The following is a 25807-nucleotide window of genomic DNA, read 5'->3' on the forward strand; positions in this document are numbered from 1 at the left end:
CCGTCCGGTGGCGCAGGGGTGGTGGCCGTGGTGCGGGGGAGTCCGAGGTGGGGCGGGTGTGCTGAGTGGGTGGGCGAGAGTGCCCGGATCGGTTCCGCACGGTGTGGTGCACGGAGCCGAGAGGAAGGATACGTGGTGGTGTGCACACGGCGCGCACGAGTGGCGCGCGCCCCCGGCAGGATGGGCGCCGTCGGGCCTGTGGCCGATACGCTGATCGCAGTGCAGACCGCTCTGATCACGCTCCGCTCGCTCAGTTTCGCTAGGAGATCGCGCCACGATGGCCGGACGACGCCGCAAGAACACTGACAACCCGTCGGCGACCGGACCGGGGGCGCTGCCGGCCGAGAGTCTGCTGCCGGCGGACTTCGACCTGGCCGACCTCTACGGGGCGCACGGCTCGGACGACGACGAGGACCAGGAGGACGCCGCCGTCCTGGTCCCCCCGGTCCGCCTGCTGCCGGAGACCGAACTCGCCGCCGCCGCCCTCGCCGTCCCGCTGGTCCAGCGCGCCGTCCGGCTGGCCCGCTGGAGCGCCCCGCAGCGTCCGGTGGACGAGCTCGGCGACCTGCTGGACGCCGACCGTGAGGAGGCCGCCCGCCACCTGGGGCTGGCCCCGGCCGAGGGCGAGGTCGCCGAGGAGGACGTCCTGGAGGCGATGCGCGCCTGGTCGCTCGCCAGCGACCTGGAGCTGGTGCTCCTGGCCACCGGCGACGACGGCCACCGGGTCGCCGCGCCCAGCGACGAGCTGGCGCCGATCGAGGCCGGCGACCCCGAGGCCGTCCTGGAGCTGTGGCTGACCGCCGCCGACGTGGTCGCCGAGCTGGCCGTCGAGATCGAGCCGCTGGACGCCGAGCCGGACGCCGGCGAGGACGCCGACGAGGCGCGGGCGGAGGAGCTGCTGGCCCAGTACGAGGAGGTCCAGGAGGAGGCGGCCGAGCTGCTGGACGAGGCCCTCCAGGTGCTTTACGAGGCCACCGCCTTTGCCGAGCCCGGACAGGAGACCATGCCGCTGGGCGTGCTGGCCGCGCTGCTGGTGGTGCCGGACGGCGAGGAGCCGGACGAGGACATGCTCGGCGACATCACCGACGTGATGGTCGCGCTGGACCCGATGCTCGCCGACCTCGCCGAGATCGGCCTGCTCGACTACCAGCCGATCGACCCGGAGCTCTTCGACGAGGACGAGGACGGCGAGGGCGCCGAGCTGCCCGACCCGTCCGCGCCGCTGGACGACGAGGAGGCGGCCCGCTTCGGCCTCGTCCGGCTGACCCCGCTCGGCCAGTACGGGATCCGCCAGTGGCTGCTGGAGGAGGGCTACGACGCGCCGCTGGTGGGCGACCTCGCCCAGGGCGACGCGGAGGCGCTGCTGCAGGGCATCGCCGAGGCCGCCAACGTGCTGCCCGAGCAGGAGATCCGGGTCTGGCTGGACGGGCGCGAGCCGCTGGCCGCCGCCCGGGAGCTGCTGGACGCGGCCCGCGGCCGCGACCGGATCGCACCGCTGCGCCGGATGCTCTGCCAGCTGGCGCTGACCGAGCTGGGCAGCCCGGCCGAGCCCGCCGTCCGCGAGGTCCTGGAGGACCCGGAGCTCGGCGGCGGGGCCAGGGCCTGGCTGGTGGGGCAGGGTCACACGGACGTCGTGGCGCCCGAGCGGCAGATGGTGCTGTGGACCATGGTCGACACCTTCGCCGCCCAGCTGCTGGACGGTGAGGGTGACGCCGAGCTGCTGCGCGAGCTGATCGGCGGGCTGCCGGTGACGGACAACCCGGCGAGCTTCTTCGGAGAGCTCTGGCGGGTGGACCACCCCTACACCGCGGACGTCCTGGAGGCGGTCGGTGAGTTGCACCTGGACCGCCAGGTGGCCAAGGAGGCCCGCAAGGCCGCTTTCAAGGCGCGCTCGAAGAAGTAGCCGGCGCGAGTGCGTCGGAAGGAGTGCGTCGGAAGGAGTGCGTCGGCGAGTGGTCAGCGCCCGGTGTGCGGCGGGTCGGCGAGGTGGCGGCGCAGGCCGCGCTCACCGGCCCGCATCATCAGGGCGTGGTTGGCGAGGAAGAGCGGCCGGGCCGGCAGCGCCAGGCGGCGCATCAGCGGCTTGCCCGGCCGGACGTCCTCCTCGAAGAGCGCCAGGCTGCCCGTCCCGTGCGCGCCGACCGTCCAGCGGGACCAGCCCGCCAGGTCGCCGGTGAGTTCGGCCTCCAGGACGCCCGCGGCCTCGTCCTGGCGCAGTTCGCGGGCGGTCATCAGCAAGGTGTAGGGCAGGACCGAGCGGATCCGCAGCTCCCCGCTGGTGTCGTCCAGCGCGCGGACCCCGCGCACCTGGGGCCACCACTGCGGGTACCGCTCGACGTCCCGCAGGAGCCGGTAGACCGTGCGGGGCGGCGCGGCCAGCTGCCAGCGGCTGGTCAGGTGGTAGTGGTTGGGCTCCATCGGTCGACCACGCTCCTCGGGCCGGCGACGGAGTGACCCGCCGTCAGGGAAGGTCCAGCTGCCCGTCCTCGGTGAAGGGGAAGAACGGGTTGTGCGCCAGCTCCCAGAGGTGGCCGTCCGGGTCCTCGAAGTAGCCGCTGTAGCCGCCCCAGCTGGTCTCGGCCGGGGGCTTGACGACCGTCGCGCCGGCCTTCACGGCTGTCTCCAGGGCCGCGTCCACCAGCTCGCGGGACTCCAGGTTGACGGCCAGGGTGACACCGCGGAAGGACGGTTCGCCGGTCGGCGGGATGCCCGCGTCGGCGGCGAGGTCGTCGACGCCGAACAGGCCGAGCACCGAGTCGGCCGTCCGGAACCAGACGATCTCGGGGCTGGAGGACTTCGAACGCGTCCAGCCGAGCGCGGTGTAGAAGTCGGCGCTGCGCGCCACGTCGGTCACTCCGAGGGTGACGATGCTGATCCGGGCGGGTACCCCGTGGTCTGTGCTCATGGGTGCAGCGTAGGGAGTGGCGCCGACAACCATAGTGCGGCGGGCCCGTGTCGGGGTGCGGACCGACGATCTGCCATTCGTACGAGGGAAGCTGATGGCTCTGCAGGTCCGGCCCACGTATCGTGGGTGGGACGCGGTCCGGCGATCCGGGCGTCCCCGCACCGTCGGCCGCCGACCGACGACGGTGTGACCCGGGGGTGCGGCAGAGGATGAGATTCAGCAGCGGAGGCTGGACCGCGGAGCCCGAGGACTTCTTCGACGACCAGGAGGGCCGCTGTCGCCGGGTCCTGGACGAGGCCGACTTCCCGGTGTTCGGCGTGGACCGCTCCGGCAACGGCGCGCGCGGTGCCGCGCCGACGCACGACCCCGGCCGGGTCGCTCCGGTGGACAGCGATGCGCTGAGCGCCTTCGAGACCCACAACGGTGAGCTCAGCTGGGTCGAACTCCGCTCCGGGGACTGGAGTTCGGTCGACGGCCCGTACGTCACCGTGCGGACCTACCGCCCCGGCGCCGAGCGCAGTCACCCGCTGCCCGAGCTGGAGGACGTGGTCGAGGACGAGCGCGACCGGATCTACGAGCAGATCGGCGTCGACGAGGGCGAGTGCCCCGGGCGGGTTCGCGCGCTGCGCGAGTGGATCACCGTCGAGGGTGAGCCGACCGCCGTCCAGATCCACGAGGAGCGCCGGGCCGAGGCCGAGCCGGGCGAGGACCACAGTTCGGTCTGGGCGGGCCGGCTGCGGGTGCACGGCATCACCGTCACGGTCTGCGGGCGGGGTGTGCCGCCGGGCGGCGTCGAGCTGACCCGGGTCGACGACTTCGGCCGCTACGTCCTGGGCCGTACCGACCTGTTGCGCGCCCTCGCGCTGCGCCGGTCCGGCCGGGCGGCGCTGAGCGAGCAGGCCGGGCTGAACGCCACCGGCCTGGACGCGCACCGCGCGATCGTCGCCTACAGCGTGGAGCACGCCGTGGCCGTGCGGGCCCAGCTGCTGGCCCGGCGACCGGTCCGGCTGCCGCGCCGGCTGCGCGGGGAGGACCGCCTCCAGCGCTGGGAGAGCGCCGTCCGCCAGCAGATGCGGCTCGCCTCGGAGACCCGCGAGGAGGCGGACGCCGCGGTGACCGCGATGGTCAACCACCTGACCAGGCTGGCCGAGCGCACCGACTGGGCGGTCGGCACGCCCGACGGGGACGCGGCGGTGGAGGAGGTGGTCCGCTACACGGCCTTCGCCAGCCAGGTGCCGAGCCTGCCGGCGCAGCGGATCTGGGAGCATCTGTGGGCGGGCTGCGCGGTCGACTCCGAGCCGGCGGGTGGCGCGGGTGGTGCGGGTGGTGCGGGTGGTGCGGTTGGCGTGGGTGGCTCTGACGATTCGGCGGGTGCGGTCGATCCGCTGGATCCGCTGGATCCGCTTGCGTCGCTCGACCCGCTCGACCCGCTGGATCCGCTCGCGGTGCTGACCGGGGACGACGAGCCGCTGGGCGGGCTGAACTGGGAGGTCGAGCAGGAGAAGCTGAGCCAGGCCGAGCAGGCCTGGCTCTGTGCCTGGGAGCAGTGGCGCCGGGAGCGCTCGCGCTGAACGACCGGTGGCCGTACAGGCCCTAGTTCTCCGGCTCGGGCGGCAGGCGCAGCTGGAGCATGGCCAGCAGCCGCTGGTGCGGCTGGGCGAGGTCGAGGCCGGTCAGCTGCTCGGCCCGGCGGACCCGGTAGCGCAGCGTGTTCGGGTGGATGTGCAGGGCCTGCGCGGCCACCCGGACCTCGCCCAGCGCGTCCAGCCAGGCCAGCACCGATTCGGCCAGCTGGGTGCCGTGCCGCAGGTCGTACGCCGCGAGTGCGGCCAACCGCGGGTCGCGCAGCGCCGGGCGTTCCTGGAGCAGCGCCAGCACCTCGCTGAGCAGCACTTCCGCCTGCACGTCGATCAGGGCGGCCACCTCCGGCACCACCCCGCCGCGGCCCATCGCGTCCAGGATCCGGTCCGCCTGCGCGCGCGAGCCCGGGACGGCGGCCAGGCCGGGGACGGTGCTGCCGATCGCGGCCCGCAGCACCACGCCCAGGTGGTCGCGGGCGGCGTCCACCACCTCCTGCGCCCAGTCCCGGACGGTGGCCGTCGGCAGGCCGGGCGGCAGCTCGGGCAGCAGCACGTAGATCCGCGCGTCGACCGGGGCGAGCAGCGCGCCGCGGTGCCGGGCGGCGGTGTGCACCGAGATCAGGCCGCTCACCTCGGCCCGCGTGACGTCCGAGCCCTGCGCCGCGTACGCCAGCACGGTGGCCGGCCGGTGCGGGTCCAGGCCCAGGTGGGTGGCGAGCGACTGCGGGCCGGTGCTGCCCTCCAGCAGGCCGGTGAGCAGCGTCCGGGTGAGCCGGACGTCCGCCGACAGCTCCCGCCGCCGGCGTACCAGCTGACCGGCCGCCACCCGGGCCGCGCCGACCAGTGCCTGTTCGGCGAGCGGGGCGAGCGGCTGGGCGCCCTCCTGGACCCAGATCGTCCCCAGCGGCTGCGCACCGGCCCGGATCCCGATCGCCAGCCGCCGGCGCAGCCCCAGTTCGGGGTGCGGCTCGACCGCGATCACGCTGTCCGAGGTGCGCAGATGCTGGAAGATGCCCCACTCGCGGAGCTTGGAGAGGTACGGCTCGGGCCCCTGCCAGCCGAGGATGGAGAGCCGGCGCAGGTCGTCCACCTCGTCGCTGTCCGAGGAGCGCGAGTAGGCCAGCACCCGGCTGGAGGTGTCCTCGATGGAGACGATCCCGCCGGTCAGCACGGCGGTGGTCTGGGCGAGGGAGAAGAGGTCGCCGACGTTGTGGTCTGCGGTGTCCGGTGCGTCCGGGCCGCCGATCACCGCGCGGGCCAGCGCGTCCAGATGCTCCCAGCGGGTCTCCCGGCGCACCGAGAGCAGCGCCACCCCGGCCTCGGTGGCCGCCTCGCGCAGCGCGTCGGCCTGGCCGGGGCCGTCCAGCTTGACGGCGACGGCGGCGGCCCGGGCCCGTCCGGCGGCGCGCAGCGCGGGCAGTGCCGCCCGGCCGCGCGCGCCGATGGCGAGCACCAGCTCGCCGGGGGCGGCGGTGGCCGGGTCCTCCGGGTCGAGGATCGCGACGTCGCGGACCAGGACGTCCAGCCCGGCGGGCGCGGCCTGCAGTTCGACCAGCGGCTCGCCGAGCGACATGAGCAGCTGCCGCAGCGGGATGCCTGCGGGGGACGGCTCGGACACCTGGTGAACCTGTTCGCTGAGGGCCTGTTCGTACGCTCGGACAACGCCGTTGGGATGACTTTAGCCGCCTGGCCAACCAAGTGGACCGGTCACGCGGCATAACGTGACCCTGCGGACGGCCTGCGACCCAGGTCGCCCTACGCCCAGTCGCGACTGGATACCCCCACGACTCGAAGGAGAGCGCGCGCTCATGGATGCTGTGACCCAGGTCCCCGCGCCGGTGAACGAGCCGGTCCACAGCTACGCACCCGGCAGCCCGGAACGGGCCCGCCTGGAGGCGAAGCTGAAGGAGCTGGGGGGCCAGGAGCCCGTCCAGCTGACCATGACGATCAACGGTGAGCGGCGCATGGGCGCGGGCGCCGAGATCCATGTCGTCCAGCCGCACAACCACGCGGCTCGGCTCGGTACCCTGCGCAACGCCACCCAGGCCGACGCGCAGGACGCCATCGACACTGCCCTGGCCGCCGCTCCGGCCTGGCAGGCACTCTCCTTCGACTCGCGCGCCGCGATCTTCCTCAAGGCCGCCGACCTGCTGGCCGGCCCCTGGCGCGAGACGCTGGCCGCCGCCACCATGCTCGGCCAGTCGAAGACCGCGCAGCAGGCCGAGATCGACTCCTCCTGCGAGCTGATCGACTTCCTGCGCTTCAACGTGCACTTCGCCCGGCAGATCATCGCCGAGCAGCCGATCTCCTCCGACGGCGTGTGGAACCGCAGCGACCACCGCCCGCTGGAGGGCTTCGTCTACGCGATCACGCCGTTCAACTTCACCGCCATCGCGGGCAACCTGCCGACCGCCCCCGCCCTGATGGGCAACGTGGTGCTCTGGAAGCCGTCCCCCACCCAGCAGTTCTCCGCGCACCTGCTGATGGAGCTGCTGGAGGAGGCGGGCCTGCCCAAGGGCGTCATCAACATGGTGACCGGCGACGGCCTGGCCGTCTCCGAGGTCGCGCTCAAGCACCCCGCGCTGGCCGGCATCCACTTCACCGGCTCCACCCCGACCTTCCAGCACCTGTGGCGTGAGGTCGGCAACAACATCGCCGGCTACCGCAGCTACCCGCGGATCGTCGGCGAGACCGGCGGCAAGGACTTCCTGGTCGCGCACCCGTCCGCCGACCCGGCCGTGCTGAAGACCGCGATGACCCGCGGCGCCTTCGAGTTCCAGGGCCAGAAGTGTTCGGCGCTGTCGCGGGCTTACGTCCCGGCGTCGATCTGGGCCGGCCTGAAGGACGAGTTCCAGGCCGAGGTCGAGGGCCTGACCATGGGCGACGTCACCGACCTGGCGAACTTCATGAGCGCCGTGATCGACGACCGCTCGTTCGCCAAGAACAAGGCCGCCATCGACCGTGCCCAGGCCGACCCGTCGGTCGAGGTGCTGGCCGGCGGCACGTACGACGACTCGGTGGGCTACTTCGTCCGTCCGACCGTGCTGGTCTGCTCGGACCCGGCGTCCGAGTACTTCCGCGACGAGTACTTCGGCCCGATCCTCGCCGTCTACGTCTACGAGGACGAGAAGTACGACGAGATGCTCGCCCAGATGGAGTCGGTCTCCTCCTACGGCCTGACCGGCGCGATCATCTCCCAGGACCGCGCGGCCGCCCAGGACGCCATGCACAAGCTGCGCTTCGCGGCCGGCAACTTCTACATCAACGACAAGCCCACGGGTGCGGTCGTCGGCCAGCAGCCGTTCGGCGGCGGGCGGGCCTCGGGGACCAACGACAAGGCCGGCGCCAAGCAGAACCTGGCGCGCTGGACGTCGACCCGGTCGGTCAAGGAGACGTTCGTCCCGCCGACCGACTACCGCTACCCGCACATGGGCTGACCTTCTCCGTCAGCTCCGTCAGCTCGGTCAGCTCCATCTGATCCATCTGATTCATCTGATCCATCGTCCGGTCGGCACTGGCCGGGCACTCCCCGGGGTGGGTGGCCTCCCTCAGCCACCCGCCCCCACCTCTTCCCCCCACACTTCACGTTCCTTTGCCAGGAGTACCGATGCTCCGTTCCGCCCTCCTCGCCGCCTCGCGCTCCCCGCAGGTGCGCACCGTCGTCGAGAAGTTCCCGCCGACCCACGCGATAGTCGAGCGCTTCGTCGCCGGTGAGCTGCTCGACGACGCCGTGACGGCCTGCGACGAACTCGTCGCCACCGGCCGCAAGGTCACCCTCGACCACCTCGGCGAGGACACCAAGGACTCGGCCCAGGCCGCCGGCACCGCCGAGGCGTACGAGCACCTGCTCGCCGCGCTCAAGGACACCGGTCTCGCCGCCAACGCCGAGGTCTCGGTCAAGCTCTCGGCGGTCGGCCAGTTCCTGCCGGTGGACGGCGAGAAGATCGCGCTGGAGAACGCCCGCCGCATCTGCGCCGCGGCCGCCGACGCGGGCACCACGGTCACCCTGGACATGGAGGACCACACCACCACCGACTCCACCCTGTCGATCGCCCGCGAGCTGCGTGCGGACTTCCCGTGGCTGGGCGTCGTGCTGCAGGCCTACCTGCGCCGCACCGAGGCGGACTGCAAGGAGTTCGCGTCGGCCGGTTCGCGCGTGCGGCTCTGCAAGGGCGCCTACAAGGAGCCCGAGTCGGTCGCCTTCCAGGGCAAGCGCGACGTCGACCTCGCGTACGTCCGCGCGCTCAAGGTGCTGATGGCGGGCGACGGTTACCCCATGATCGCCTCGCACGACCCGAACATGATCAAGATCGCCGGTCAGCTGGCCGAGTGGAACGGCCGCAAGGCCGACAGCTTCGAGTACCAGATGCTCTTCGGCATCCGCCCCGAGGAGCAGCTGCGGCTGGCCGAGGCCGGCAACGCGATGCGCGTCTACCTGCCGTACGGCCAGGAGTGGTACGGCTACTTCATGCGGCGGCTCGCGGAGCGCCCGGCCAACCTGACCTTCTTCCTGCGCGCGATGGCCACGCGCGGCTGAGCCCTCGCCCGTCGGCAACGGACCCGTCCGTCGGCAACGACCCGTACGCCCGCCGGGCGCACGGGTCGTTCCGTTGTTCCGTCGTTCTTTCAGGGCGTCGGGATGCCGGCCGGACGCAACGGCCACCCGAACCGCACCGGCACTCCCGGCGAGTACAGCACGCTGACCGGCTCCCCGACGGGCTTCGGCAGCCCCGCCGCGACCACCAGGTCCTCCGTGCACTCGACCAGCTCGGCGCGGTGCAGTGGCCAGCGCGGGTGGGTGTTGGGCAGGTACATCTGGCGGCCGAAGAAGTCGCTGTGCATTCCCCAGCGGGCCGTCAGGAAGTGCTCCAACTCGGTCGGCTCGTCGACCAGTTCACCGATCCGCACGGATATCCGGCTGCGCGCCCCACGTGGCCCCGGCCAGCGCCGCTCACTCGTGTACGTCACGCTGTCGCCCGCCCGCTCGATCCCCATCCGCGCCCACACGTACGGCAGCCGGAACCCCAGCCGCGCCGTCGCCACCGGGATCAGCCGGGCGGCTTCGAGCGAGCGGAACACCACACCGCGCCGCCCGTGCCCGTCCACCGAGTACAGCCGCACGTTGGTCTCCGGGAACGTCCCCAGATACGGCACCCCCGGCAGCCGGAACCACCCCACCCGGTGCATCCGGAACGCCACCAGCCCCACGTACGTCGCCCCGCCCGGCACGAGGACGTCCGGCCTGGTCCCCGGCGGCAGCAGCGGCGCGACGTCGGCGGGGTCGGCCGCCCAGTGCAGGAACGTGAGGTCCAGCCACGACTGCGTGAGCAACGACCCGGGCACGGCCCGCGCGGGATCGGCGGTGACGGGTTCGGTGCTGGGTTCCGGCGGCGGCGAGGTGAGGGCCATGTATCGAGCATATGAGCGGACCGGGCGGGAGGGGAGGGCCGCGACCGACACCTGATCGTCCAGCGGGCGTAGCATCACGGCTGCACGTGGAGGGGGAGATCGTCGTGGGACGTCAGCGCAAGCGCGTAACTGTGGTCGGGGGCACGGAGCGGGAGCTGCCCGCGCAGCCCGTGCTGCCGGTCCTGCCCGAGTGGACGGTGCTGAACCGTGTGCTGATGCTGGCCCTCGGGCTGGCGACACTGTCCCTGACGGTCGCCCTGGCCGCGCAGTTGCCCCGGACGTTCGGCGCCGCCGACCGCTACTACACCGCTGTTCCCTGCTCCGAGACTGTCAGCGTCAGCTGTCTGTCGACCCAGGCCTACCAGGTCGCGGACGCGAACTTCGGCCGGACCGACAACTGGGTGCGGATCAGCGCCGGTCCCCCCGGTGAGCCACCCGCCCTCACCGTCCCGCGGACGCTCAGGCTGGACGCCAGGCCGTCCGCGGCGATCACCCGCCTCTCAGCTGACGGTAGCCCTTTAGGGCTGCTTGCAGCGTGACATGTGGTTTTTTCTGCCGCATGACCTCCGACATTGAAAGCCATCATGACTGAAAAGATTCTCGCCATCCTGTGGATTGTTGTCTTCGTGGGCGGCGGCGGGTTGGTTGCCTTCAATTTTAGGGGTGCTGCGGACAGGATTTTTGACCTGATGGAAAGGTTTGTAATCGGAGGTGTTGGGGATGCTACTACAAACACGGTCCGTCTGATCGGTGGCGCGTTTGTGGGAATTTCCTTGATTGGCTCCTTCGTTATCCTGACGGGCAGTTCTCAGAAGCAGTGAGCCGGAGTTTCTAAGATGCGGTCCAGCTTTTCTTCCCGCATCGGCTGCGATTGGGATATCGCAGGATCACCTGATGCTTCGACTGCACCGTGCGTGGTTACCGCCGCCGGGGCGGACGGGCAACCGTCCGCAGCCGTACAGCCGCGTTCCGCACCGGATCACCTGCTGGCCAGCGGACGACGAGTCGGCCACGCTCGGTGAAATGACCTCCGAAATCACTTTGCCTGATCAGCCGGCGGCTCCCAGCAGTTCACCGCCTTGTTCGCCTCCACCCGGCGTGGCGCGCGGTTGGCCTGACTTGCCGTCACCCGGCAGTTGACGGGCTGGGGGTGGGAGGAGGGTGGAGAGGTGTTGCAGAACTCGGTGGTGGTGGTTGCGGAGTTGGCGGCGAATGCGGTCGGTCATGCACGGTCATTTGCGGGGGAGGGACTTCCTCCTGCGGATCGCTGTCGTGAAGCGGGGCGGACTCCCCGGACGTGGTGCGGATCGAGGTGTCGGACGCAAGGGGGAGCGATGGCCGGTGAAGGGAGGGGGGAGGAGAGCGGGAGTCGGGGAGGGGGTTGGTGATCGTGGAGGCTCTGGCGGACAGGTGGGGGACCGTGTCGCGGGCGCCCTCGGGGAAGACGGTCCGGGTTGAGTTGGTGGGAGGTGATGGCGGCTCAGCGGAGGGTGATCAGGAGGGCGGACCACTCGGCGGTGGTGGTTCCCGTTGCGGCGCAGGGTTCGTGGGTGGTGGCGATGCGGTAGGCGGTGGTGAGGCGGTAGGAGGAGAGTTTGAGGACGGGGAGGAGCGTCCAGCCGGTGGTGAGGTCGGGGGCGGTGCCGGTGTTGGTGCCGATTGCGGTGATCATGAGGTCGCCGGGGCGGCAGGAGAGTTGCTGTGAGGCGGTGGTGAAGGCGGTGCCGCCGAAGGGACCGTAGCTTTCGGCGTGTCCGGCCAGGGCGGTGACGCCTCGGTAGTCGTCGACGGTGACGTGGTACTTGCTGGAGTGCGGGTAGCTGAGGGTGATCTGGTCGGCGGTGTTCAGGGTTCTGACGTGGAGGGACGCGAGGATCAGGGTGCGGTGGCGGGAGGCGTCGGTGATGTCGTCGGCGATCTGGAAGGTGTCGCCCTGGGTGTCAGTGGCGCGTACCTGGCCGACGCAGGTGCTGGTCAGCATGACGCTGACGATCAGCGTGTCCCCGGCGGGCACCTCGTGGATGACCGGCAGGACGACCTCCGTGCCTGAGTTGATCTCGGCGTCGGAGGCGGGGCGGGAGATCCAGGTGGGCTGCGGGGAGCCGGGTGCGGCCGGCGGGACCTCCGGGTCCTGGGGGAGGTGGGAGCCCGGGGGCGCGGCCTCGACGCCGGAGGGACAGCCGGTCGGGTCGGTCGGGTAGCCGAGCAGGACGCGGGGACCGGTGAGTGCCAGGGTGCCGCCGATGCCGAGGAGGAGGCCCAGGGCCAGTGCGACGGCGTGGGTGAGTAGTCGTCGGACCCGCCGCGGGGGAGAAGGGGCGGGGAGGGCGGAGAGGGGAGGGGCGGCAGGAGGCTCGCGCCGGTCCGGCGTGCTCGGGCGGGAGGTGGCCAGCTGGATGCGGGTCCACGCCGTCGTCCAGGACTGCAGCTCGGCCTCTCCCGACCCCAGGGCCCGGAGCAGCGCCATGACCCGGTCCAGTGGCGGAAGCTGCGGACGGCCGGGGTTCAGCGCGTGGGCGATGGTGCTGCGCGGTAACCCGGTGAGGCGTTGGAGGTCCCGTAAGGAGCGGCCCCGGGTGAGCTTCAGCGCTCGTAGCGCCTCGCGGTACTCCCCGGGCGTCCGTGCCACGGCCGGATCCGGACAGCCTTCAGTCGGTGCGGTCTCGGACACTGCGCTGCCCCCCGGTTCCCGGTGTCCATGGTTGTCCGGGACTGTCCAAGGTCATGGTTGGACGCCCCGAGCCAGCGAATAGTACGACAGCGGACCGGCCCGAGGAGGGAAGAGCTGCGAAGAGGAGCGGACCCGAACGGGCCGGTGACGCGTCCCCCGATCCCGTGCACCGAGGAGTCCCATGCCCATGTCCAGAATGCACCGCCGTTCCGCGCGTTGGGGAGGCGCGACCGCCTCCCTGGTCGCCCTCGTCGGTTTCGGAGTTCCCCTGACCCCCGTCTACGCGGCCACCGCCGCCACCCACGACCATGTGCTCGACTGGAACCAGGTCCTGCGGGACAGGTTCAAGGAGGTCTGCGGCGAGTACGGCGCCCCCGGGCCGCTGGCGCGCGCCGGGGCGATGATGCAGGGCGCGATCTGGGATGCGGACAACTCCGTGTCCGGCGGCGCCAATCCCGCCTACGGCTTCTACCTCGGCCGGATCGCCGCTGCCGCGGACGCCAACGCCGAGGTGGCGATCGACTACGCGGCCCACGACACCCTGGTCGCGGCGTTCCCCGGCCAGCCGGCGGCCTTCTACCAGCCGATCGAAACGGCGCTGAACACCGAGCTCGGTTCCATCCCCGCTTCGGTGTCGGCCCAGGCGATCGCCGACGGCAAATGGGTGGGACAGCAGGCGGCTCTGGCGATGATCGCCGCCCGCTCCGGGGACGCGCCGGCCTTCGACACCACGTACACCGTCAACGCGATACCGGGCGAGTGGCGGCCCACTGACACCAAGTGGTCGGCGGCGACCCCGAACTGGGGCAAGCTGAAGCCGTTCACGATGACCACCGGTGCTCAGTTCCAGCCCCCGCTGCCGGCCGGCTACACCTCGTACACGGCGCTGCTGGCCAGTCCGGAGTACGCGGCCAATGTGAACGAGGTCCAGCGGGTCGGTTCGGTCGACGCCGAGGCCAACGGGCAGCGTACGCACGACCAGACCCAGCAGGCCCAGTTCTGGGCGAACGACCGCGGTCCGGACTGCGGACCCAACCAGGACACGCTGATCACCCCCGGCACCTACAAGCCCCCGGGGCAGCTGTTCGAGACCACCGCGGCCATCTCCCAGGCGCGGGGGCTGGGGGAGTTCGCCAACGCACGGCTGTTCGCCCTGGTCGGGTTCGGCATGGCCGATGCCGGGATCGCCGCGTGGGACGCCAAGTACGACACGCCCATCCAGCTGTGGCGGCCCGTCACCGCGATCCAGAACGCCGACCCCACCAGCAATCCCGCGCTGACCCCGGACCCGTACTGGCAGCCGCTGTCCCTGGGGGCCGACGGCACGCGCTTCACCCCGCCGTTCCCCTCGTACGTCTCCGGGCACGCGACCTTCGCCGGGGCCTGGGCCGGTGTGCTGCGCGACTACTTCGGCGACAACGTCGCCTTCACCGCCCACACCCAGGACCCGCAGCTGTCGGACTCCATCACCCGCAGCTTCACCAGCATCACCGCCGCCGCCGTCGAGGACGGTTTCAGCCGCCTCTACCTGGGCGTGCACTACCGCTGGGACACCGAGCAGGGGCTGAACGCGGGCTACTCGGTCGGCGACAACGCGTACCGCACCGCGCTGAAGGCGGGCGGCTCGATCGGCTACCAGGGCTCGGTGGCCACCGCCGCGGCGGCCGCCAGTGGGACGAGCCTGACCCTGCCGGTCGGCCAGGCGGTCCGCGCCGGTGACACGTTGCTGGTCTCGGTGATGCTGACCAACACCAAGTCCGGCACGGTCACCGCGACCGACTCGCAGGGCAACGTCTACACCGCCGTCGCGCCGAGCGACCGTACGGACGGCGCCGGAGACCGCACGCTGGTGCTGGCCTCGGTGGGCGTCAAGCCGCTGAGCGGCTCGGACACCATCTCGCTGACCTACCCGAGCACCGGCGAACACCACGTCTCGGTCCAGGAGTTCAGCGGCGTCACCGCCGTCGACCAGAGCGTCTCGGCCACCGGCGCGGCCGGTACCCCGTTCAGCTCCGGTGCCACCGCGACGACCTCGGCCGCCGCCGAGCTCGTCTTCGGCGTGGCCGGGGTCCAGGGCGGCGAGAACGCGACCTGGGGTGCCGGCTTCACCGCGCAGCCGACCCTGTTCGTCTCCGAGGACCAGTTGGCCACGGCCTACCAGATCGTTTCGGCGACCGGCAGTTACGCCGCCACCGGCACCGCCACACACCAGTGGATGGCCTCGGTGGTCACCCTCCGCTAGCCGCCCGAAACCCCTCACGCCCCGGCGCAGGTGTGCGCCGGGGCGTGACAGGCTATTCGTTGCGGGCGGTTTCCGGGCCGGTGAGGCGTTTCAGCGAAGGGAGGGTGGCGCTGATGATGCCGATGGAGGCGACCAGGCCGGCGAGGGTGGTGACGTAGTACGCGGGGCCTGGGAAGTGCAGGGAGTAGCCGAGTTGGGCCTTGAGGAAGAGATGGGCGGCGAGAAAGCCGGTTCCGATGGCCAGGGCGGCGACGATGAGGAGCGGGACCACGCTCTCCAACAGGACGACGCGGCGCAGCAGGCGCAGCGGGACGCCGGTGAGGCGCAACAGGCTGAAGGGGCGCTTGCGTTCGGACAGGCCACCGGCGATGCTGACGGCGAGGCTGCAGCCGGCGATCGGGAAGGTCGCGAGGACCACGACGTCGGCGAGCTGCTGGTAGCCGGTGAGTTCCGCGCCACGGCTGGAGAGTTCCTCGCCCATGGTGCTGGGCAGACGTTCGCCGGGGTAGGCGGCGGTAAGGGCGGTGCGGGCCCGCTCGATCGCGGCGGTGGAGCCGTCCGTACCCACGGCGATCGTCACGACCGGGAGGCTCTGCAGGCGTTCGGGGGAGAGGTCGGCGGCCGGCCAGACCGCGTCGCGCTGCTCGTAGCCGTTGACGTACGGGTCGACGGTTGCCACGACGGCGCCGGGGGCGCAGTGGCCGAAGCCCGGCAGACCGGCGAGCTGGGCGCAGGAGGCGAGGGCGCCCTGCTTGTGTCCGTCCGCGTGGGGGACAAGGGTGCCGAGCGGATTGGTGTGGAGCTCGGTGACGCTGCTGATCCCCGGTATCGACCGTAGCTGCGCCACCAGGGCGTCCGAGGGCGCGGCGTGGCCGCCGCGCAGTGCGCCGGAGTCGGACCAGCCGTTGGCGAAGTCCTCGGTCAGGACGTTGCTGAGGGCCGGGCCGTCCGGGGGAATGCTGCGTTCGTCGGTCATCGTGGTGATCACGCCGAGGGTCGCGCTGGTGACGAAGAGGGCGAGGATGAGCCCGCTGACGGCGCGGAAACCGGCCTTCGGGTTGTCCGAGAGGCGGCGGCCGGCGATCAGGACGGCGGGGTTGTCGGTGCGCCGGGCCATCAGGCGCGAGCCGGTCATGGTCAGCCAGGGGCCGGCGACGATCAGTCCGGCCATGATCAGCAGGAACCCGGACAGGAACGCCTGGGTCTGGCCGGCGGTGGTCGCCGGGCGCCGGCCGACGAAGTAGGCCAGTTCGGCGATGCCCAGGACGAGCGGGATCACCCGGTAGGCCTGTGGCGGCTTGGGGGTGACCCGCCGGGTGACGCCGAGCGGGGAGATCTGCACGCGGCGCAGCGCCAGCCGGGCCGCCACCGCACTTGCGGCGGGCACGCCGAAGGCCACGAGCAGCGTGTCGGCGGGGTTGAGCGACAGGTCGTCGACGAAGAACGGGCTGCCGGTCAGCGACAGCGCTGCCACGGACGGGCTGAGCAGGAAGTAGAGGACGAAACCGACGGCGACGCCGGCGATCGAGGCGACGGTCGACTCGACGGCCGAGACGACCGAGATCTGCCGGGGCGTCGCGCCGACCAGCCGCATCGCGGCGAAGCGCTGCTCGCGGCGGGTCGCGGAGAGGCGGGTGGCCGTGCCGATCAGGATGAGCACCGGGAAGGTCAGCGCGCCGGCGACGACCGAGAGGATGAGGTCGATGCTGTCGGCGTTCATGCCCACCACGCAGTCCGTGCAGCTGCTGGGCGAGGTGGTCGCGATGCTGGTGATCTGCCGGGCTTGGGGGGCCTGCGCCAGCTGCTCGGGGGTGTGGCCGACGATGACGATCAGGGTGTCCGGGGCCGGCAGGCCCGAGGCCGCGATGGTGCCGATCCGGTGCCCGGGGAAGCTGTCGGCGAGCTCGGCGGCGGGGGTGGTGGCGAGCAGCTTGTCGAGCCCCGGTGAGGTGTAGTACTCGCCGGGACCGGGCAGCCGCGGGATGCCCGGGGGGACGGGAGCGTGCGGCCCGGTGGCGGCGACATCGACGCGGCCGAGGGTCTTGCCGTGGACGTATCCGCCGCGGATCTGCCACCACAGCGGGTCGACCCCGGCGACCTGGGGCCGGCTGTCGACACCGCTGTTGAGCCAGGCGTAGCGGGAGTTCTGGGCGTTGGTGGCGTTGACGGCCGCCAGGGTGGTCAGCAGCATGCCGACGCCCAGCGCCACGGCGGCCGCGGTGATGAGCAGCCGGGCGATGGCCTCACGGCCGCCGCTGACGGTGAGGCGCAGCCCGAGGCGGACCATGTCGAGGCGGACCCTGCCGAGGCCGGTCACGAGGCGAGCCGGCCGGCGACGAGGGACTTCACGGTTCCGTCGCGGACGATGACCTCGCGGTCGGCGTAGGCGGCGACGCGGGGTTCGTGGGTGACCAGGATGACGGTGGTGCCCTGTTCGCGGGCGGCGGCCACCAGCAGGGACATCACCTGTTCGCCGGTGAGCGAGTCGAGTGCGCCGGTCGGCTCGTCGGCGAAGAGCACCTCGGGGCTCGCGACCAGGCCGCGGGCGAGGGCGACGCGCTGCGCCTGGCCGCCGGAGAGCTCCCCGGACCGGCGCTGTTCCAGCCCGTCCAGGCCCAGGCGCTCGAACCAGGCCCGGGCCTGTTCCAGGGCGGGTGCCCGGCGGACGCCGCCGAGCAGCAGCGGCAGGGCGACGTTCTCCTCGGCCGTCAACTCGGGTACCAGCTGGCCGAACTGGAAGACGAAGCCGAAGCGGTCCCGGCGCAGGGTGCTGCGGGCGTTCTCGCCCAGGGCGTCGATCCGGCGGCCGTCGAACCACACCTCTCCGGAGTCGGGGGTGAGGATCCCGGCCAGGCAGTGCAGCAGGGTCGACTTGCCGGAGCCGCTGGGGCCCATGATGGCGAGGACCTCACCGCGTTGGACGGCTAATTCGGCGCCGCGCAGTGCGGGCGTCTGACCGAACGACAGGGTGATGTCACGCGCCTCGATCAGCGGGTGGGTCTCGGAGGAGTTCACGGGCGGGCCACCTCTGCTGCCAGGGCGTCGAGTCGGGCTGCGGTCAGGTCGATCCAGCGGAGGTCGGATTCGAGGTGGAACAGGCCGTGGTCGGCGAGCAGAGCGTCCACCAGGCCGCCGTCGCGCTTGACGGCGGTCAGTTCGCGCATCCGCTGGAGGTGGGCGGCACGCTGGGTGTCGAGGTAGGCCTCGGCGTCGCGGCCGAGCATCAGGGCGAGCACGACCTTGGTGAACAGCAGGGTCTGCAGGTGCGGTTCGGCTTCGACGGGCTCGACGAGCCAGCTCTCGAACTCGGTCGCGCCGGTGTCGGTGATGACGTAGCGCTTGCGGTCGGGGCCGGAGCCTGGCTCGACGTCGCCGACCACCACCTTGCCGTCGCGGGCCAGTCGGCCGAGGGTCGCGTAGACCTGGCCGAAGGGCAGCGGCTTGCCCTTGCCGAAGAACGCGTCGTAGTCGCGTTTGAGGTCGTAGCCGTGGCTGGGCTCGCGTTCGAGCAGGCCGAGCAGGGTAAGAGGAACGCTCATGAGGGGGACAATACTCTGAGCGTATACTCTTCGTCTATACCCTGCGTAGCACCGGAAAGGCCGCAGGCCGGGCGGCAGCGGGAGGCTGCCGCCCGGCCTGCGAACGGACGGACGAGAGGGAGGGGCTACTCGGTACCGACGCCTCCCAGGCGCGCCGACCCCTCCGGGGTCTGCGGCAGGAAGCGGACGGTGACGGCCAGGACCAGGACCGCCAGCAGCGCGGCGCCGACGAATCCGCCGAGCGGGCCCATGCCGGAGCGCATCCAGCTCAGCCGGGTACTGGTCACACCGAGCAGCAGAGCCGCCGGCAGGGCGGTGAGTCCGACCGCGGCGGGCAGCAGGCGGCCCCAGCGCAGCGCGAGCAGCGCGAGCAGGAAGAGCGGTAGCGCGATCGGCCAGATCAGCTGCTGCAGGAGGAGGACGCTCTGGTCGGACAGTTCGCTGTGCAGGAGGGCGAACGCGGTGGTGACCAGCAGGGGTGCGACGAGCTCCTGCGGGCGGTGTGCGGACGGGGTGTCGAGCAGTTCCCTCGGGGCGGCGATCACGAGCAGCGCCCACAGGACGGGCGGGCCGGCCATCGCGATGAGGCTGTGGAGGTCCAGTGGCATGGAGCGGCCGAAGTCCCCATCCAGCACCCGGTACTGGAAGACCAGCCACTGGCTGAGCGCGCCGACGGCGGCGAGAACCGTCAGGATCCGGGCGGCCGTCCACCGGCCGACCAGGGCGGCGGCCGCGACCATCAGCCAGAGGACGGCGGTGATCCCCGAGGCGACACTGAGTTCACGCAGCGACCCGCGGTCACCCAGGCCGCCCTGGCCACTGCCCCAATGCTGTGCGAACCAGAAGAGCGTGGGCAGTGCCTGCCCGGCGCCGGCGGCGACGGCCAGCGGTGCGACGGCGGCGAGCAGCGCGCCCGCGGTGCGCCCGGGGGTGAGGCCGGTGCGCACGCGCAGGCCGTACGCGGCGACACCTAAGGTCTCGCGCGCCACGGTGAGCGGGCCGGCGCCGGCCGTGCTGTCCGCGTGGACGGCGGCGATCTCGGCGCCGCGCTCGGCCCGGTAGGCCGCGGGGTAGAGCGCCAGTGCCAGGCGCAGGCCGCGTGGCGAACTCGGTCCGGTGGTAGCGGTGTTCATGCGAGGGCCCCCCTGGTCATGGGACGGATGACGGACAGGCGACGGTCGGCCTCGGCGACCATGGCGCGCAGCCGGTCGGCCTCGGCGGCCAGCGTGGCGCGTCCGGCGTCGGCGAGGGCGTAGGTCCGGCGGGCGCGGCCGTCGATCACCTCGTCCCGCTCGATGCGGATCCTGCCCTGCTGGAGCAGCCGGTCCAGCGCGCTGTAGAGCGTGCCGGTGCGCATCCTGACCCGGTCCTGGGAGATCGTGGCGATCTCCTCGATCAGGGCGTAGCCGTGCCGCGGGGCATCGGCCAGTGCGGTGAGCAGGAGCAGCGTCGGCTCCTGCATGGAGCGTTCTGTCATAGGGCTATATATATCGCTCATCGGCATATGCTGACAATGGATCGGCATATGAAGGTGCGTCAGAATCGTCAGGCGGTGTGGACCTGTAGCCGATGCGTGAGCGGGCTCGAAGGGCTGACGGACCGGCAGCTGCTGCGGCAGGATGATCGGTATGGGTCGTACTGCCGCTCTCTTCAGCTCCCTCGACGTGCCGCGCCGCCTCGGCACGCTCACCGCCACCGAACGCCGGCTCTGGCGAGCCTTCCCGCAGGGCGAGTTGGTCGACCTGCGGGTCGGCGACCCCGCGCTGGACGATCCGGCGCAGGCCGACCACTGGCCGGCCGAGCGCTCGGTGCGCGGCGAGGTCCTCGCGGCGCTGCTGCTCGGCGCCAGCCAGGCGGCGGTCGGCGCGGTGGCGGTGGTGCGGCTCACCGGCGCTCGGATCACCGGCGGACTGCGGATCACCCACGGGCAGGTCTCCTTCCCGTTCCTGCTCCAGGGCTGCCGCTTCGACGGGACGGTGGACCTGGACGGCGCCGTCACCGAGTCGATCGACCTGAGCGGCTCCCGGCTGACCGCGATCAGCGCATACGGCGCGCAGGTGCGCGGCACCCTGGACCTGGACGACACGGTGGTGACCGGCGGCACGCGGGCCGTGTACGCCGACGGGATCCGGATCGAGGGCAACCTCTCCGTCGAACGTGCCCGGGTGACCGGCTCGTTCACCCTGATCAACGCGCAGATCACCGGCCGGGCCAAGTTCATCGACGCCAAGCTGACCAACACCGCGCCGGGCGGCGAGGCGCTCAACGCCGGTGGCATGCGGCTCGGCCGCAGCCTGCTGGCCCAGGGGCTGCAGACCAAGGGCGAGCTGCGGATGCCCGGCGCGCACATCGGCAGCTCCCTGCATCTCAACGGCGCGACGCTGGACGGGCTCGGCCGCACCGCACTGCACGCCGACTCGCTCACCGTCGCCAGCGAGGCGGTCTTCCGCCCGCGCGGGACGGGCGAGGACGCTCAGCCCTTCAGGGCGATCGGCACGGTGCGGGTGCCGGGCGCGAAATTCGGCAACGGCCTTGACCTGCGCGGGGCGCAGCTCAGCCCGACGCCGGGCGCGCCCGCGCTGCGGGCCGGCCGGATCGTGGTCGAGGGCAACCTGCTGCTCGGACAGGACTTCCGCACCGACGGCGACATCCGGCTGACCGGGGCCCGGATCACCGGGCACCTCGACCTGACCGGAATGGCCAGCCCGAACGCCCTGCTGAGCCTGCACACGGCCACCGCCGAGAACGGGATCCGCGACGACATCCACTCCTGGCCGGGCCGGCTGAACCTGGACGGTCTCAGCTACGGCTCGTTCAGCGAGTACCTCGACGCGCGCCAGCGGCTGACGCTGCTGCTCAGCCGTCAGGTCCGCCAGTCCGACGGCTCGGCCGGCGGGTTCCGCGCCCAGCCGTACGAGCAACTGGCCGGCTACTACCGCTCACTGGGCAGCGACGGGGAGGCGCGCACGGTCCTGCTGGCCAAGCAGCGCGCCCTGCGCGGCGTGCTGCCCTGGGGGCGGCGGATACCCGGCTACCTGCTGGATCTGCTGGTCGGCTACGGCTACCGGCCGCTGCGGGCGATCGGCTGGGCGGTCGGCCTGCTGGCAGCCGGCAGTGTGTACTTCGGGCAGGTGCGGCCGCAGCACGTCAGCGCCGAGGACACCTCGGTGTTCAACCCGGTGATCTACACCGCCGACCACCTGATCCCGGTCATCCACTTCGGCGAGGCGGACGTCTGGCAGTACCACGGTGCGCCCGCCGTCGTCACGATCGTGCTGACCGTGCTCGGCTGGACGCTGGGCATCGCGATCGCCGCGGCCGCCACCCGCACCTTCACCCGCAACTGAGAGCCCGCGACCGCGAGCCCGCAACTGAGAGCCCGCGACCGCGAGCCTGCGACCGCGAGCTCGCGACTGCGGGCTCGCACCCGCGAGCGCGCGAGCCCGCGACTGACGGTCGCTACTCGGCGGTGGCGATCAGCGGCTCCAGCTTGATGTCCGGCTTGGCGCGCTGGAAGGCGTTCAGGTGCCACTTGTCGGCGAACAGCGCGAGCAGCACGTCGTCCGAGCGGCGGGTCAGCACCTCGCCGTCCGTCAGGCGGGCCTTGGAGAGCTCGGCGGCGCCGGCCGCGTCGGTCACCCGGGCCAGCCGGTAGGAGAGGTGGTCCAGGGTGATCGGGGAGGAGAACTCGTGCTCCATCCGGTGCAGGACGACGTCGAACTGCATCGGGCCGACCGCCGCCATCACCGGCGCCTGGTCGCCTCGCCGGTCGGAGACCAGCACCTGGACCACGCCCTCCTCGTCCAGCTGGGAGACACCCTTGCGGAACTGCTTGGAGCGGCTGATGTCCTTGGGCCGGGCGACCGCGAAGAACTCGGGGGCGAACGCCGGCAGCGGCGGGAACTCGGCCTTCTTGCCGGTGTAGAGGGTGTCGCCGACCCGCAGCGCCGCGGCGTTGATCAGGCCGACCACGTCGCCGGGGTAGGCGGTGTCGACGACCGTGCGCTCGGCGCCGAAGACGGTGTGCGCGTACTTGGTGGTCAGCGAGCGGCCGCTGGCGGCGCGGGTGACGTTCATGCCGCGCTCGAAGACGCCCGAGCAGACCCGGACGAAGGCGATCCGGTCGCGGTGCGCCGGGTCCATGTTGGCCTGGATCTTGAAGACCAGACCGGAGAACTCGGACTCGACGGCGCGGGCGCCGCCGTTGGCCAGCGGGCGCGGGCCGGGGGCCGGGGCCAGGTCCACCACGGCGTCCAGCAGCAGCTTCACGCCGATGTTGGTCAGCGCGGCGCCGAAGAAGACCGGGCTGATCTTGCCGGCCTCGAAGGCCTCCTGGTCGTAGCCCGGGCCGGAGGAGAGCACCAGCTCCAGCTCCATCAGGGCGTTCTCCCAGGTCTCGCCCTCCTCCTCGACGGCCTGCTCGGCGGTGAGCGTCTCCTCGATGGCGGCGTGGGTGCCGGCCGGGACCTTGGTGAAGCGGAGCATCTGCCCGGTGTTCTCCGCCTGCACCAGACCGCGCAGGTTGCCGGCGTCGCCGACCGGCCAGACCACCGGCACCGGCGTGATGCCGAGGTGGGTCTCGATGTCGTCCAGCAGCGCGAGTGCCTCGCGGCCCCGGCGGTCCCACTTGTTGATGAAGGTGATCACCGGGACGCCGCGGTGGCGGCAGACCGCGAAGAGCTTGCGGGTCTGCTCCTCCAGGCCCTTGGCGGCGTCGACCAGCATGATCGCGCAGTCCACGGCCGCGAGCACCCGGTAGGTGTCCTCGGAGAAGTCGGCGTGGCCGGGGGTGTCGACCAGGTTCATCACGTGGCCGCGGTGGTCGAACTGCAGCGCCGCCGACGTCACCGAGATGCCGCGGTCGCGCTCCAGCTCCATCCAGTCGCTGGTCACACCGCGCCGGCCGCCCTTGCCGTGGACGGCGCCGGCCGAGGTGATCGCGTGCGCGTGCAGCGCCAGCGCCTCGGTGAGCGTCGACTTGCCCGCGTCGGGGTGGCTGATGACGGCGAAGGTGCGGCGCCGGCCGGCCTCGTCGAGGACCTGGATCGTGGTGGCGGACAGTTCGTTGCTCAACGTGTTCCCTCGGGATACCGATCGGCACCAGGCCGGTGATGCCGCTCCGGGCCTGCTGAGCCGCGTGCATTCTCCGCAGGCCCAAGGATCGATTCTAATGGGCCCGGCGAGATGTCCGGGACGGCTTTCACCGTCCCGGACCCGAGGGCGTGTGTCAGAGCATCGAGGCGGCGGGCTTCACCATGCCGCGGGCGGTCTTGGAGTCCACGTATTCGCCGATCGCCGTCATGACCCACTCGCCGGAGAACTGCCGGACCAGCTTGCACATCACCACACCGGTGTGCGGCTCGGCGTTGGTCAGGTCGAAGCGCACCAGCTCCGCGCCGGTGCCCGCGTCGAGCAGCCGGCAGTAGGCGTCCTTGACCTCGGTGAACTTCTGGCCGGAGAAGGAGTTGACCACGAAGACCAGCCCGCAGACCTCGGCCGGCAGGCCGTCCAGGTGCACGGTGATCGACTCGTCGTCGCCGCTGCCGCCGCCGGTGAGGTTGTCGCCGCTGTGCTGGATCGAGCCGTTGAAGACCTGCAGCTTCATGAACCAGGCGGTCTCCAGGCGTTCGCGCTTGGCGTCGAACGCGATGCAGGAGGCGTCCAGGTCGACGTTGCGGCCGCGCCGGGCGGGCTCCCAGCCCAGGCCCATCCGCACCGAGGAGAGGAACGGGCGGCCGTTCTTCACCAGCGAGACCGAGCCGCCCTTGACCAGCGAGACCCGGCCCTTGTCGAGGGTGATCTTCGGCGGACCGCCCGCGGGCTGGGCCGGCGGGGCAACGGGCGCCGGGGGCGCAGGGGGTGCCGGAGGCGTCGAGGGGGCCGGCGGGGCGTAGGCGGGCATCGGCGGGACAGCGGCGGCCGAACCGGCGGGAGCCGCCGCCGCAGCGGCGGGCTCGTCGACCGAGACGCCGAAGTCGGTGGCGATGCCCGCGAGACCGTCGGCGTAGCCCTGGCCGACCGCGCGCACCTTCCACTCCGCGCCGCGCCGGTAGATCTCGACGACCACCAGCGCCGTCTCGCGGGTCAGCTTGGGCGGGGTGAAGGTGACCAGCACCTGGCCGCTCTCGGCGTCCCGGACGGTCGCGGTGGGCTCGGTGCCGGCGAAGGTGGCGCCCTGCTCGTCCAGGCTGGCGGTCACCACGATCTTCGCGATGTCCGCGGGGACCGCCCAGGTGTCCACGACGATCGCGTCGGGGGAGCCGCCGGCGGCGGGCCGGTGGGTGACGCCGGGGCCCTGCGGCGCGTTGAAGAAGACGAAGTCGGCGTCCGAACGGACCTTGCCCGCCGGGGTGAGCAGCAGGCCCGACACGTCCAGCGGTTTGGGAGCCGTCACCTCGACGGTCACCCGGGCGGCGGTGAGCGGGGCGTTGCCACCCTGGGTCAGGGCCGTGGTCACGGTGTCCTCCTCAACTGGGCGGCACGGATGTACGACGCCCACCCTATCCGTGAGCACCCGGATGAGGAGTCAGCCGGGCTACGCGGCAGTCGTGAAGGTGCCGCGGGCGGCCACCGCGCGCGGGTCGGCCGGGGCGAAGCCGGAGGCGGTCCAACTGTCGCCGTCGGTCCGCTCGGGCACGGCGCTCGGGCCGACGTCCTGCACGGTGAAGGTGTACGTGCCCGGTTCGACGTCCTCGCCGGGGGCGGGGGCGAACCGGTAGAGCACCGAGCCGTCGTCCTCCTGTTCCAGCGTCACCCGGGCGCCGGGCAGCGTGCTCCAGGCCATCGCGGTGGCGGCGCCGGTGTCGGCGGCGTCCAGCCGGAAGTCGACCTCGACGGCGGCCAGCGGCTCGGTCACCGTCAGTTTGAGGGTGCGCTGGATGCCGAGGTCGACGACGGCGCCGCCGCGGGAGCCGGCGGGGGAGACCGGGCTGATGGTGCCGGCCGCGCCGGTGATCGCGTCGTCCGTGCCGGGGGCCGGCGTCGGGGTGGGGGCCGGCGTCGGCGTCGGCGTCGGGGTCGGCGTCGGGGTCGGGGTCGGCGTGGGCTTCTGGGTCGGGCTGGGCGTCGGGCTCGGGGTCGGCGGCGGCGTGGGCTTCTGGGTCGCACCGGGCTTGTACGGCGCGGTCGGTGGCGCGGTCGGCGTCGGCGCGGTGGGCGGCCTGGGGGTGACCGTGCTCCCCGGCGAGAACGGCGCCGGCGTGCCCGTGCCCGGTGCCGGGGTGGCCACCGCGGTCGGGGTCGGCGAGGGGGACGGCGTGACACTCGCCGAGGGCGTCGGGGTCGGCGAGGGGGTTCCCGTCGGGGCCGTCGGACCGTACGGCGGGTACGGCGCGGACAGGGCGATCGCCGGGCCACTGCGCCCCGGGCCGGCCGACGCCGGCGCGCTGGGGGAGTGCGCGCCGAGCGGGGGCGCCGAGCGGTCCGCGACGGCCGTCGGCGGGCCGCGGGGGACCGGGCGGG

Annotated in this window: 21 protein-coding genes; 8 read left to right on the forward strand and 13 right to left on the reverse strand. The window is 72.4% G+C overall.

What is annotated here, in order from left to right; all coding sequences use genetic code 11:
- Positions 1–277 precede the first annotated feature (277 nt).
- Positions 278–1903 (forward strand): ribonuclease E domain-containing protein, encoded by a 1626-nt coding sequence (locus tag BS80_RS06485; protein WP_051966184.1) that lies wholly within the window; start codon positions 278–280, stop codon positions 1901–1903.
- 53 nt (positions 1904–1956) lie between these two features.
- Here BS80_RS06485 and BS80_RS06490 read toward each other — a convergent pair whose 3' ends face one another.
- Both BS80_RS06490 and BS80_RS06495 read right to left on the reverse strand, forming a co-directional pair.
- The gene (locus tag BS80_RS06490; protein ID WP_035794180.1) at positions 1957–2418 is read right to left on the reverse strand and encodes an SRPBCC family protein; all 462 of its coding nucleotides are present in this window, start codon (positions 2416–2418) and stop codon (positions 1957–1959) included.
- Positions 2419–2461: 43 nt separating this feature from the next.
- Positions 2462–2905 carry a VOC family protein gene (locus BS80_RS06495; protein WP_035794181.1) on the reverse strand — a complete coding sequence of 148 codons (444 nt, stop codon included), beginning with the start codon at positions 2903–2905 and terminating at the stop codon, positions 2462–2464.
- A gap of 209 nt (positions 2906–3114) precedes the next feature.
- Between BS80_RS06495 and BS80_RS06500 the strand changes: the two genes are divergently transcribed.
- Positions 3115–4476 (forward strand): hypothetical protein, encoded by a 1362-nt coding sequence (locus tag BS80_RS06500; RefSeq protein WP_035794182.1) that lies wholly within the window; start codon positions 3115–3117, stop codon positions 4474–4476.
- Between the two features lie 22 nt (positions 4477–4498).
- On the opposite strand, the gene BS80_RS06505 is transcribed toward BS80_RS06500, so the two are convergent.
- The gene (locus BS80_RS06505; protein WP_232246380.1) at positions 4499–6103 is read right to left on the reverse strand and encodes a PucR family transcriptional regulator; all 1605 of its coding nucleotides are present in this window, start codon (positions 6101–6103) and stop codon (positions 4499–4501) included.
- 190 nt (positions 6104–6293) lie between these two features.
- Here BS80_RS06505 and pruA point away from each other — a divergent pair, with 190 nt between their 5' ends.
- Together pruA and BS80_RS06515 are read left to right on the forward strand one after the other, a co-directional pair.
- Entirely contained in the window at positions 6294–7922 is a 1629-nt protein-coding gene (gene pruA, locus BS80_RS06510) for an L-glutamate gamma-semialdehyde dehydrogenase (protein WP_035794183.1), read from the forward strand.
- 170 nt (positions 7923–8092) lie between these two features.
- The gene (locus BS80_RS06515) at positions 8093–9022 is read left to right on the forward strand and encodes a proline dehydrogenase family protein (protein WP_035794184.1); all 930 of its coding nucleotides are present in this window, start codon (positions 8093–8095) and stop codon (positions 9020–9022) included.
- 89 nt (positions 9023–9111) lie between these two features.
- Here the strand turns inward: BS80_RS06515 and BS80_RS06520 are convergent, their stop codons facing one another.
- Entirely contained in the window at positions 9112–9894 is a 783-nt protein-coding gene (locus BS80_RS06520; protein WP_035794185.1) for a YqjF family protein, read from the reverse strand.
- Positions 9895–9998: 104 nt separating this feature from the next.
- On the opposite strand from BS80_RS06520, the gene BS80_RS06525 reads away from it, so the two are divergent.
- A complete protein-coding gene (locus tag BS80_RS06525) occupies positions 9999–10433 on the forward strand; it encodes a hypothetical protein (RefSeq protein ID WP_157535960.1) in 435 nt (144 codons plus the stop codon).
- Between the two features lie 45 nt (positions 10434–10478).
- Positions 10479–10715: a hypothetical protein gene (locus BS80_RS06530; RefSeq protein WP_035794187.1), complete on the forward strand. Its 237-nt coding sequence runs from the start codon at positions 10479–10481 to the stop codon at positions 10713–10715.
- A gap of 659 nt (positions 10716–11374) precedes the next feature.
- Here the strand turns inward: BS80_RS06530 and BS80_RS06535 are convergent.
- Positions 11375–12523 carry a helix-turn-helix domain-containing protein gene (locus BS80_RS06535; RefSeq protein WP_157535963.1) on the reverse strand — a complete coding sequence of 383 codons (1149 nt, stop codon included), beginning with the start codon at positions 12521–12523 and terminating at the stop codon, positions 11375–11377.
- Positions 12524–12752: 229 nt separating this feature from the next.
- On the opposite strand from BS80_RS06535, the gene BS80_RS37485 reads away from it, so the two are divergent.
- The gene (locus BS80_RS37485; RefSeq protein ID WP_198045452.1) at positions 12753–14807 is read left to right on the forward strand and encodes a vanadium-dependent haloperoxidase; all 2055 of its coding nucleotides are present in this window, start codon (positions 12753–12755) and stop codon (positions 14805–14807) included.
- A gap of 52 nt (positions 14808–14859) precedes the next feature.
- Here the strand turns inward: BS80_RS37485 and BS80_RS06545 are convergent, their stop codons facing one another.
- From BS80_RS06545 to BS80_RS06565, 5 genes are all read right to left on the reverse strand, one after another.
- The gene (locus BS80_RS06545; protein WP_198045453.1) at positions 14860–17124 is read right to left on the reverse strand and encodes an FtsX-like permease family protein; all 2265 of its coding nucleotides are present in this window, start codon (positions 17122–17124) and stop codon (positions 14860–14862) included.
- Positions 17121–17822, reverse strand: a complete 702-nt coding sequence (locus BS80_RS06550) for an ABC transporter ATP-binding protein (RefSeq protein ID WP_035794189.1) — start codon at positions 17820–17822, stop codon at positions 17121–17123. The genes BS80_RS06545 and BS80_RS06550 overlap by 4 nt, the downstream gene beginning before the upstream one ends.
- The gene (locus tag BS80_RS06555) at positions 17819–18346 is read right to left on the reverse strand and encodes a PadR family transcriptional regulator (RefSeq protein WP_035794190.1); all 528 of its coding nucleotides are present in this window, start codon (positions 18344–18346) and stop codon (positions 17819–17821) included. Before BS80_RS06555 ends, BS80_RS06550 begins: the two co-directional genes overlap by 4 nt.
- Before the next feature lie 125 nt (positions 18347–18471).
- The gene (locus BS80_RS06560; protein WP_035794191.1) at positions 18472–19479 is read right to left on the reverse strand and encodes a hypothetical protein; all 1008 of its coding nucleotides are present in this window, start codon (positions 19477–19479) and stop codon (positions 18472–18474) included.
- A complete protein-coding gene (locus BS80_RS06565; RefSeq protein ID WP_035794193.1) occupies positions 19476–19823 on the reverse strand; it encodes a PadR family transcriptional regulator in 348 nt (115 codons plus the stop codon). The genes BS80_RS06560 and BS80_RS06565 overlap by 4 nt, the downstream gene beginning before the upstream one ends.
- 151 nt (positions 19824–19974) lie before the next feature.
- On the opposite strand from BS80_RS06565, the gene BS80_RS06570 reads away from it, so the two are divergent.
- Positions 19975–21693, forward strand: coding sequence for a translocation/assembly module TamB domain-containing protein (locus BS80_RS06570; RefSeq protein ID WP_035794194.1), 1719 nt, complete (start codon positions 19975–19977; stop codon positions 21691–21693).
- A gap of 112 nt (positions 21694–21805) precedes the next feature.
- Here the strand turns inward: BS80_RS06570 and BS80_RS06575 are convergent, their stop codons facing one another.
- From BS80_RS06575 to BS80_RS41650, 3 genes are all read right to left on the reverse strand, one after another.
- Complete coding sequence (locus BS80_RS06575) at positions 21806–23419, reverse strand: peptide chain release factor 3 (RefSeq protein WP_035794196.1); 1614 nt, start codon at positions 23417–23419, stop codon at positions 21806–21808.
- Positions 23420–23573: 154 nt separating this feature from the next.
- Positions 23574–24791, reverse strand: coding sequence for a TerD family protein (locus BS80_RS06580; RefSeq protein ID WP_035794798.1), 1218 nt, complete (start codon positions 24789–24791; stop codon positions 23574–23576).
- A gap of 90 nt (positions 24792–24881) precedes the next feature.
- Positions 24882–25574 carry a hypothetical protein gene (locus BS80_RS41650; RefSeq protein WP_198045469.1) on the reverse strand — a complete coding sequence of 231 codons (693 nt, stop codon included), beginning with the start codon at positions 25572–25574 and terminating at the stop codon, positions 24882–24884.
- Between the last annotated feature and the right edge of the window lie 233 nt (positions 25575–25807).

Source organism: Kitasatospora mediocidica KCTC 9733, from assembly GCF_000744225.1.
GTDB classification, from domain to species: domain Bacteria; phylum Actinomycetota; class Actinomycetes; order Streptomycetales; family Streptomycetaceae; genus Kitasatospora; species Kitasatospora mediocidica.

What these genes read in the sequence shown, in the direction of transcription:
- BS80_RS06485 (WP_051966184.1), top strand. Translation starts at nt 278, where the DNA reads ATGGCCGGACGACGCCGCAAGAACACTGACAACCCGTCGGCGACCGGA.
- BS80_RS06490 (WP_035794180.1), bottom strand. Translation starts at nt 2,418, where the DNA reads ATGGAGCCCAACCACTACCACCTGACCAGCCGCTGGCAGCTGGCCGCG.
- BS80_RS06495 (WP_035794181.1), bottom strand. Translation starts at nt 2,905, where the DNA reads ATGAGCACAGACCACGGGGTACCCGCCCGGATCAGCATCGTCACCCTC.
- BS80_RS06500 (WP_035794182.1), top strand. Translation starts at nt 3,115, where the DNA reads ATGAGATTCAGCAGCGGAGGCTGGACCGCGGAGCCCGAGGACTTCTTC.
- pruA (WP_035794183.1), top strand. Translation starts at nt 6,294, where the DNA reads ATGGATGCTGTGACCCAGGTCCCCGCGCCGGTGAACGAGCCGGTCCAC.
- BS80_RS06515 (WP_035794184.1), top strand. Translation starts at nt 8,093, where the DNA reads ATGCTCCGTTCCGCCCTCCTCGCCGCCTCGCGCTCCCCGCAGGTGCGC.
- BS80_RS06520 (WP_035794185.1), bottom strand. Translation starts at nt 9,894, where the DNA reads ATGGCCCTCACCTCGCCGCCGCCGGAACCCAGCACCGAACCCGTCACC.
- BS80_RS06530 (WP_035794187.1), top strand. Translation starts at nt 10,479, where the DNA reads ATGACTGAAAAGATTCTCGCCATCCTGTGGATTGTTGTCTTCGTGGGC.
- BS80_RS37485 (WP_198045452.1), top strand. Translation starts at nt 12,753, where the DNA reads ATGTCCAGAATGCACCGCCGTTCCGCGCGTTGGGGAGGCGCGACCGCC.
- BS80_RS06555 (WP_035794190.1), bottom strand. Translation starts at nt 18,346, where the DNA reads ATGAGCGTTCCTCTTACCCTGCTCGGCCTGCTCGAACGCGAGCCCAGC.
- BS80_RS06560 (WP_035794191.1), bottom strand. Translation starts at nt 19,479, where the DNA reads ATGAACACCGCTACCACCGGACCGAGTTCGCCACGCGGCCTGCGCCTG.
- BS80_RS06565 (WP_035794193.1), bottom strand. Translation starts at nt 19,823, where the DNA reads ATGACAGAACGCTCCATGCAGGAGCCGACGCTGCTCCTGCTCACCGCA.
- BS80_RS06570 (WP_035794194.1), top strand. Translation starts at nt 19,975, where the DNA reads ATGGGTCGTACTGCCGCTCTCTTCAGCTCCCTCGACGTGCCGCGCCGC.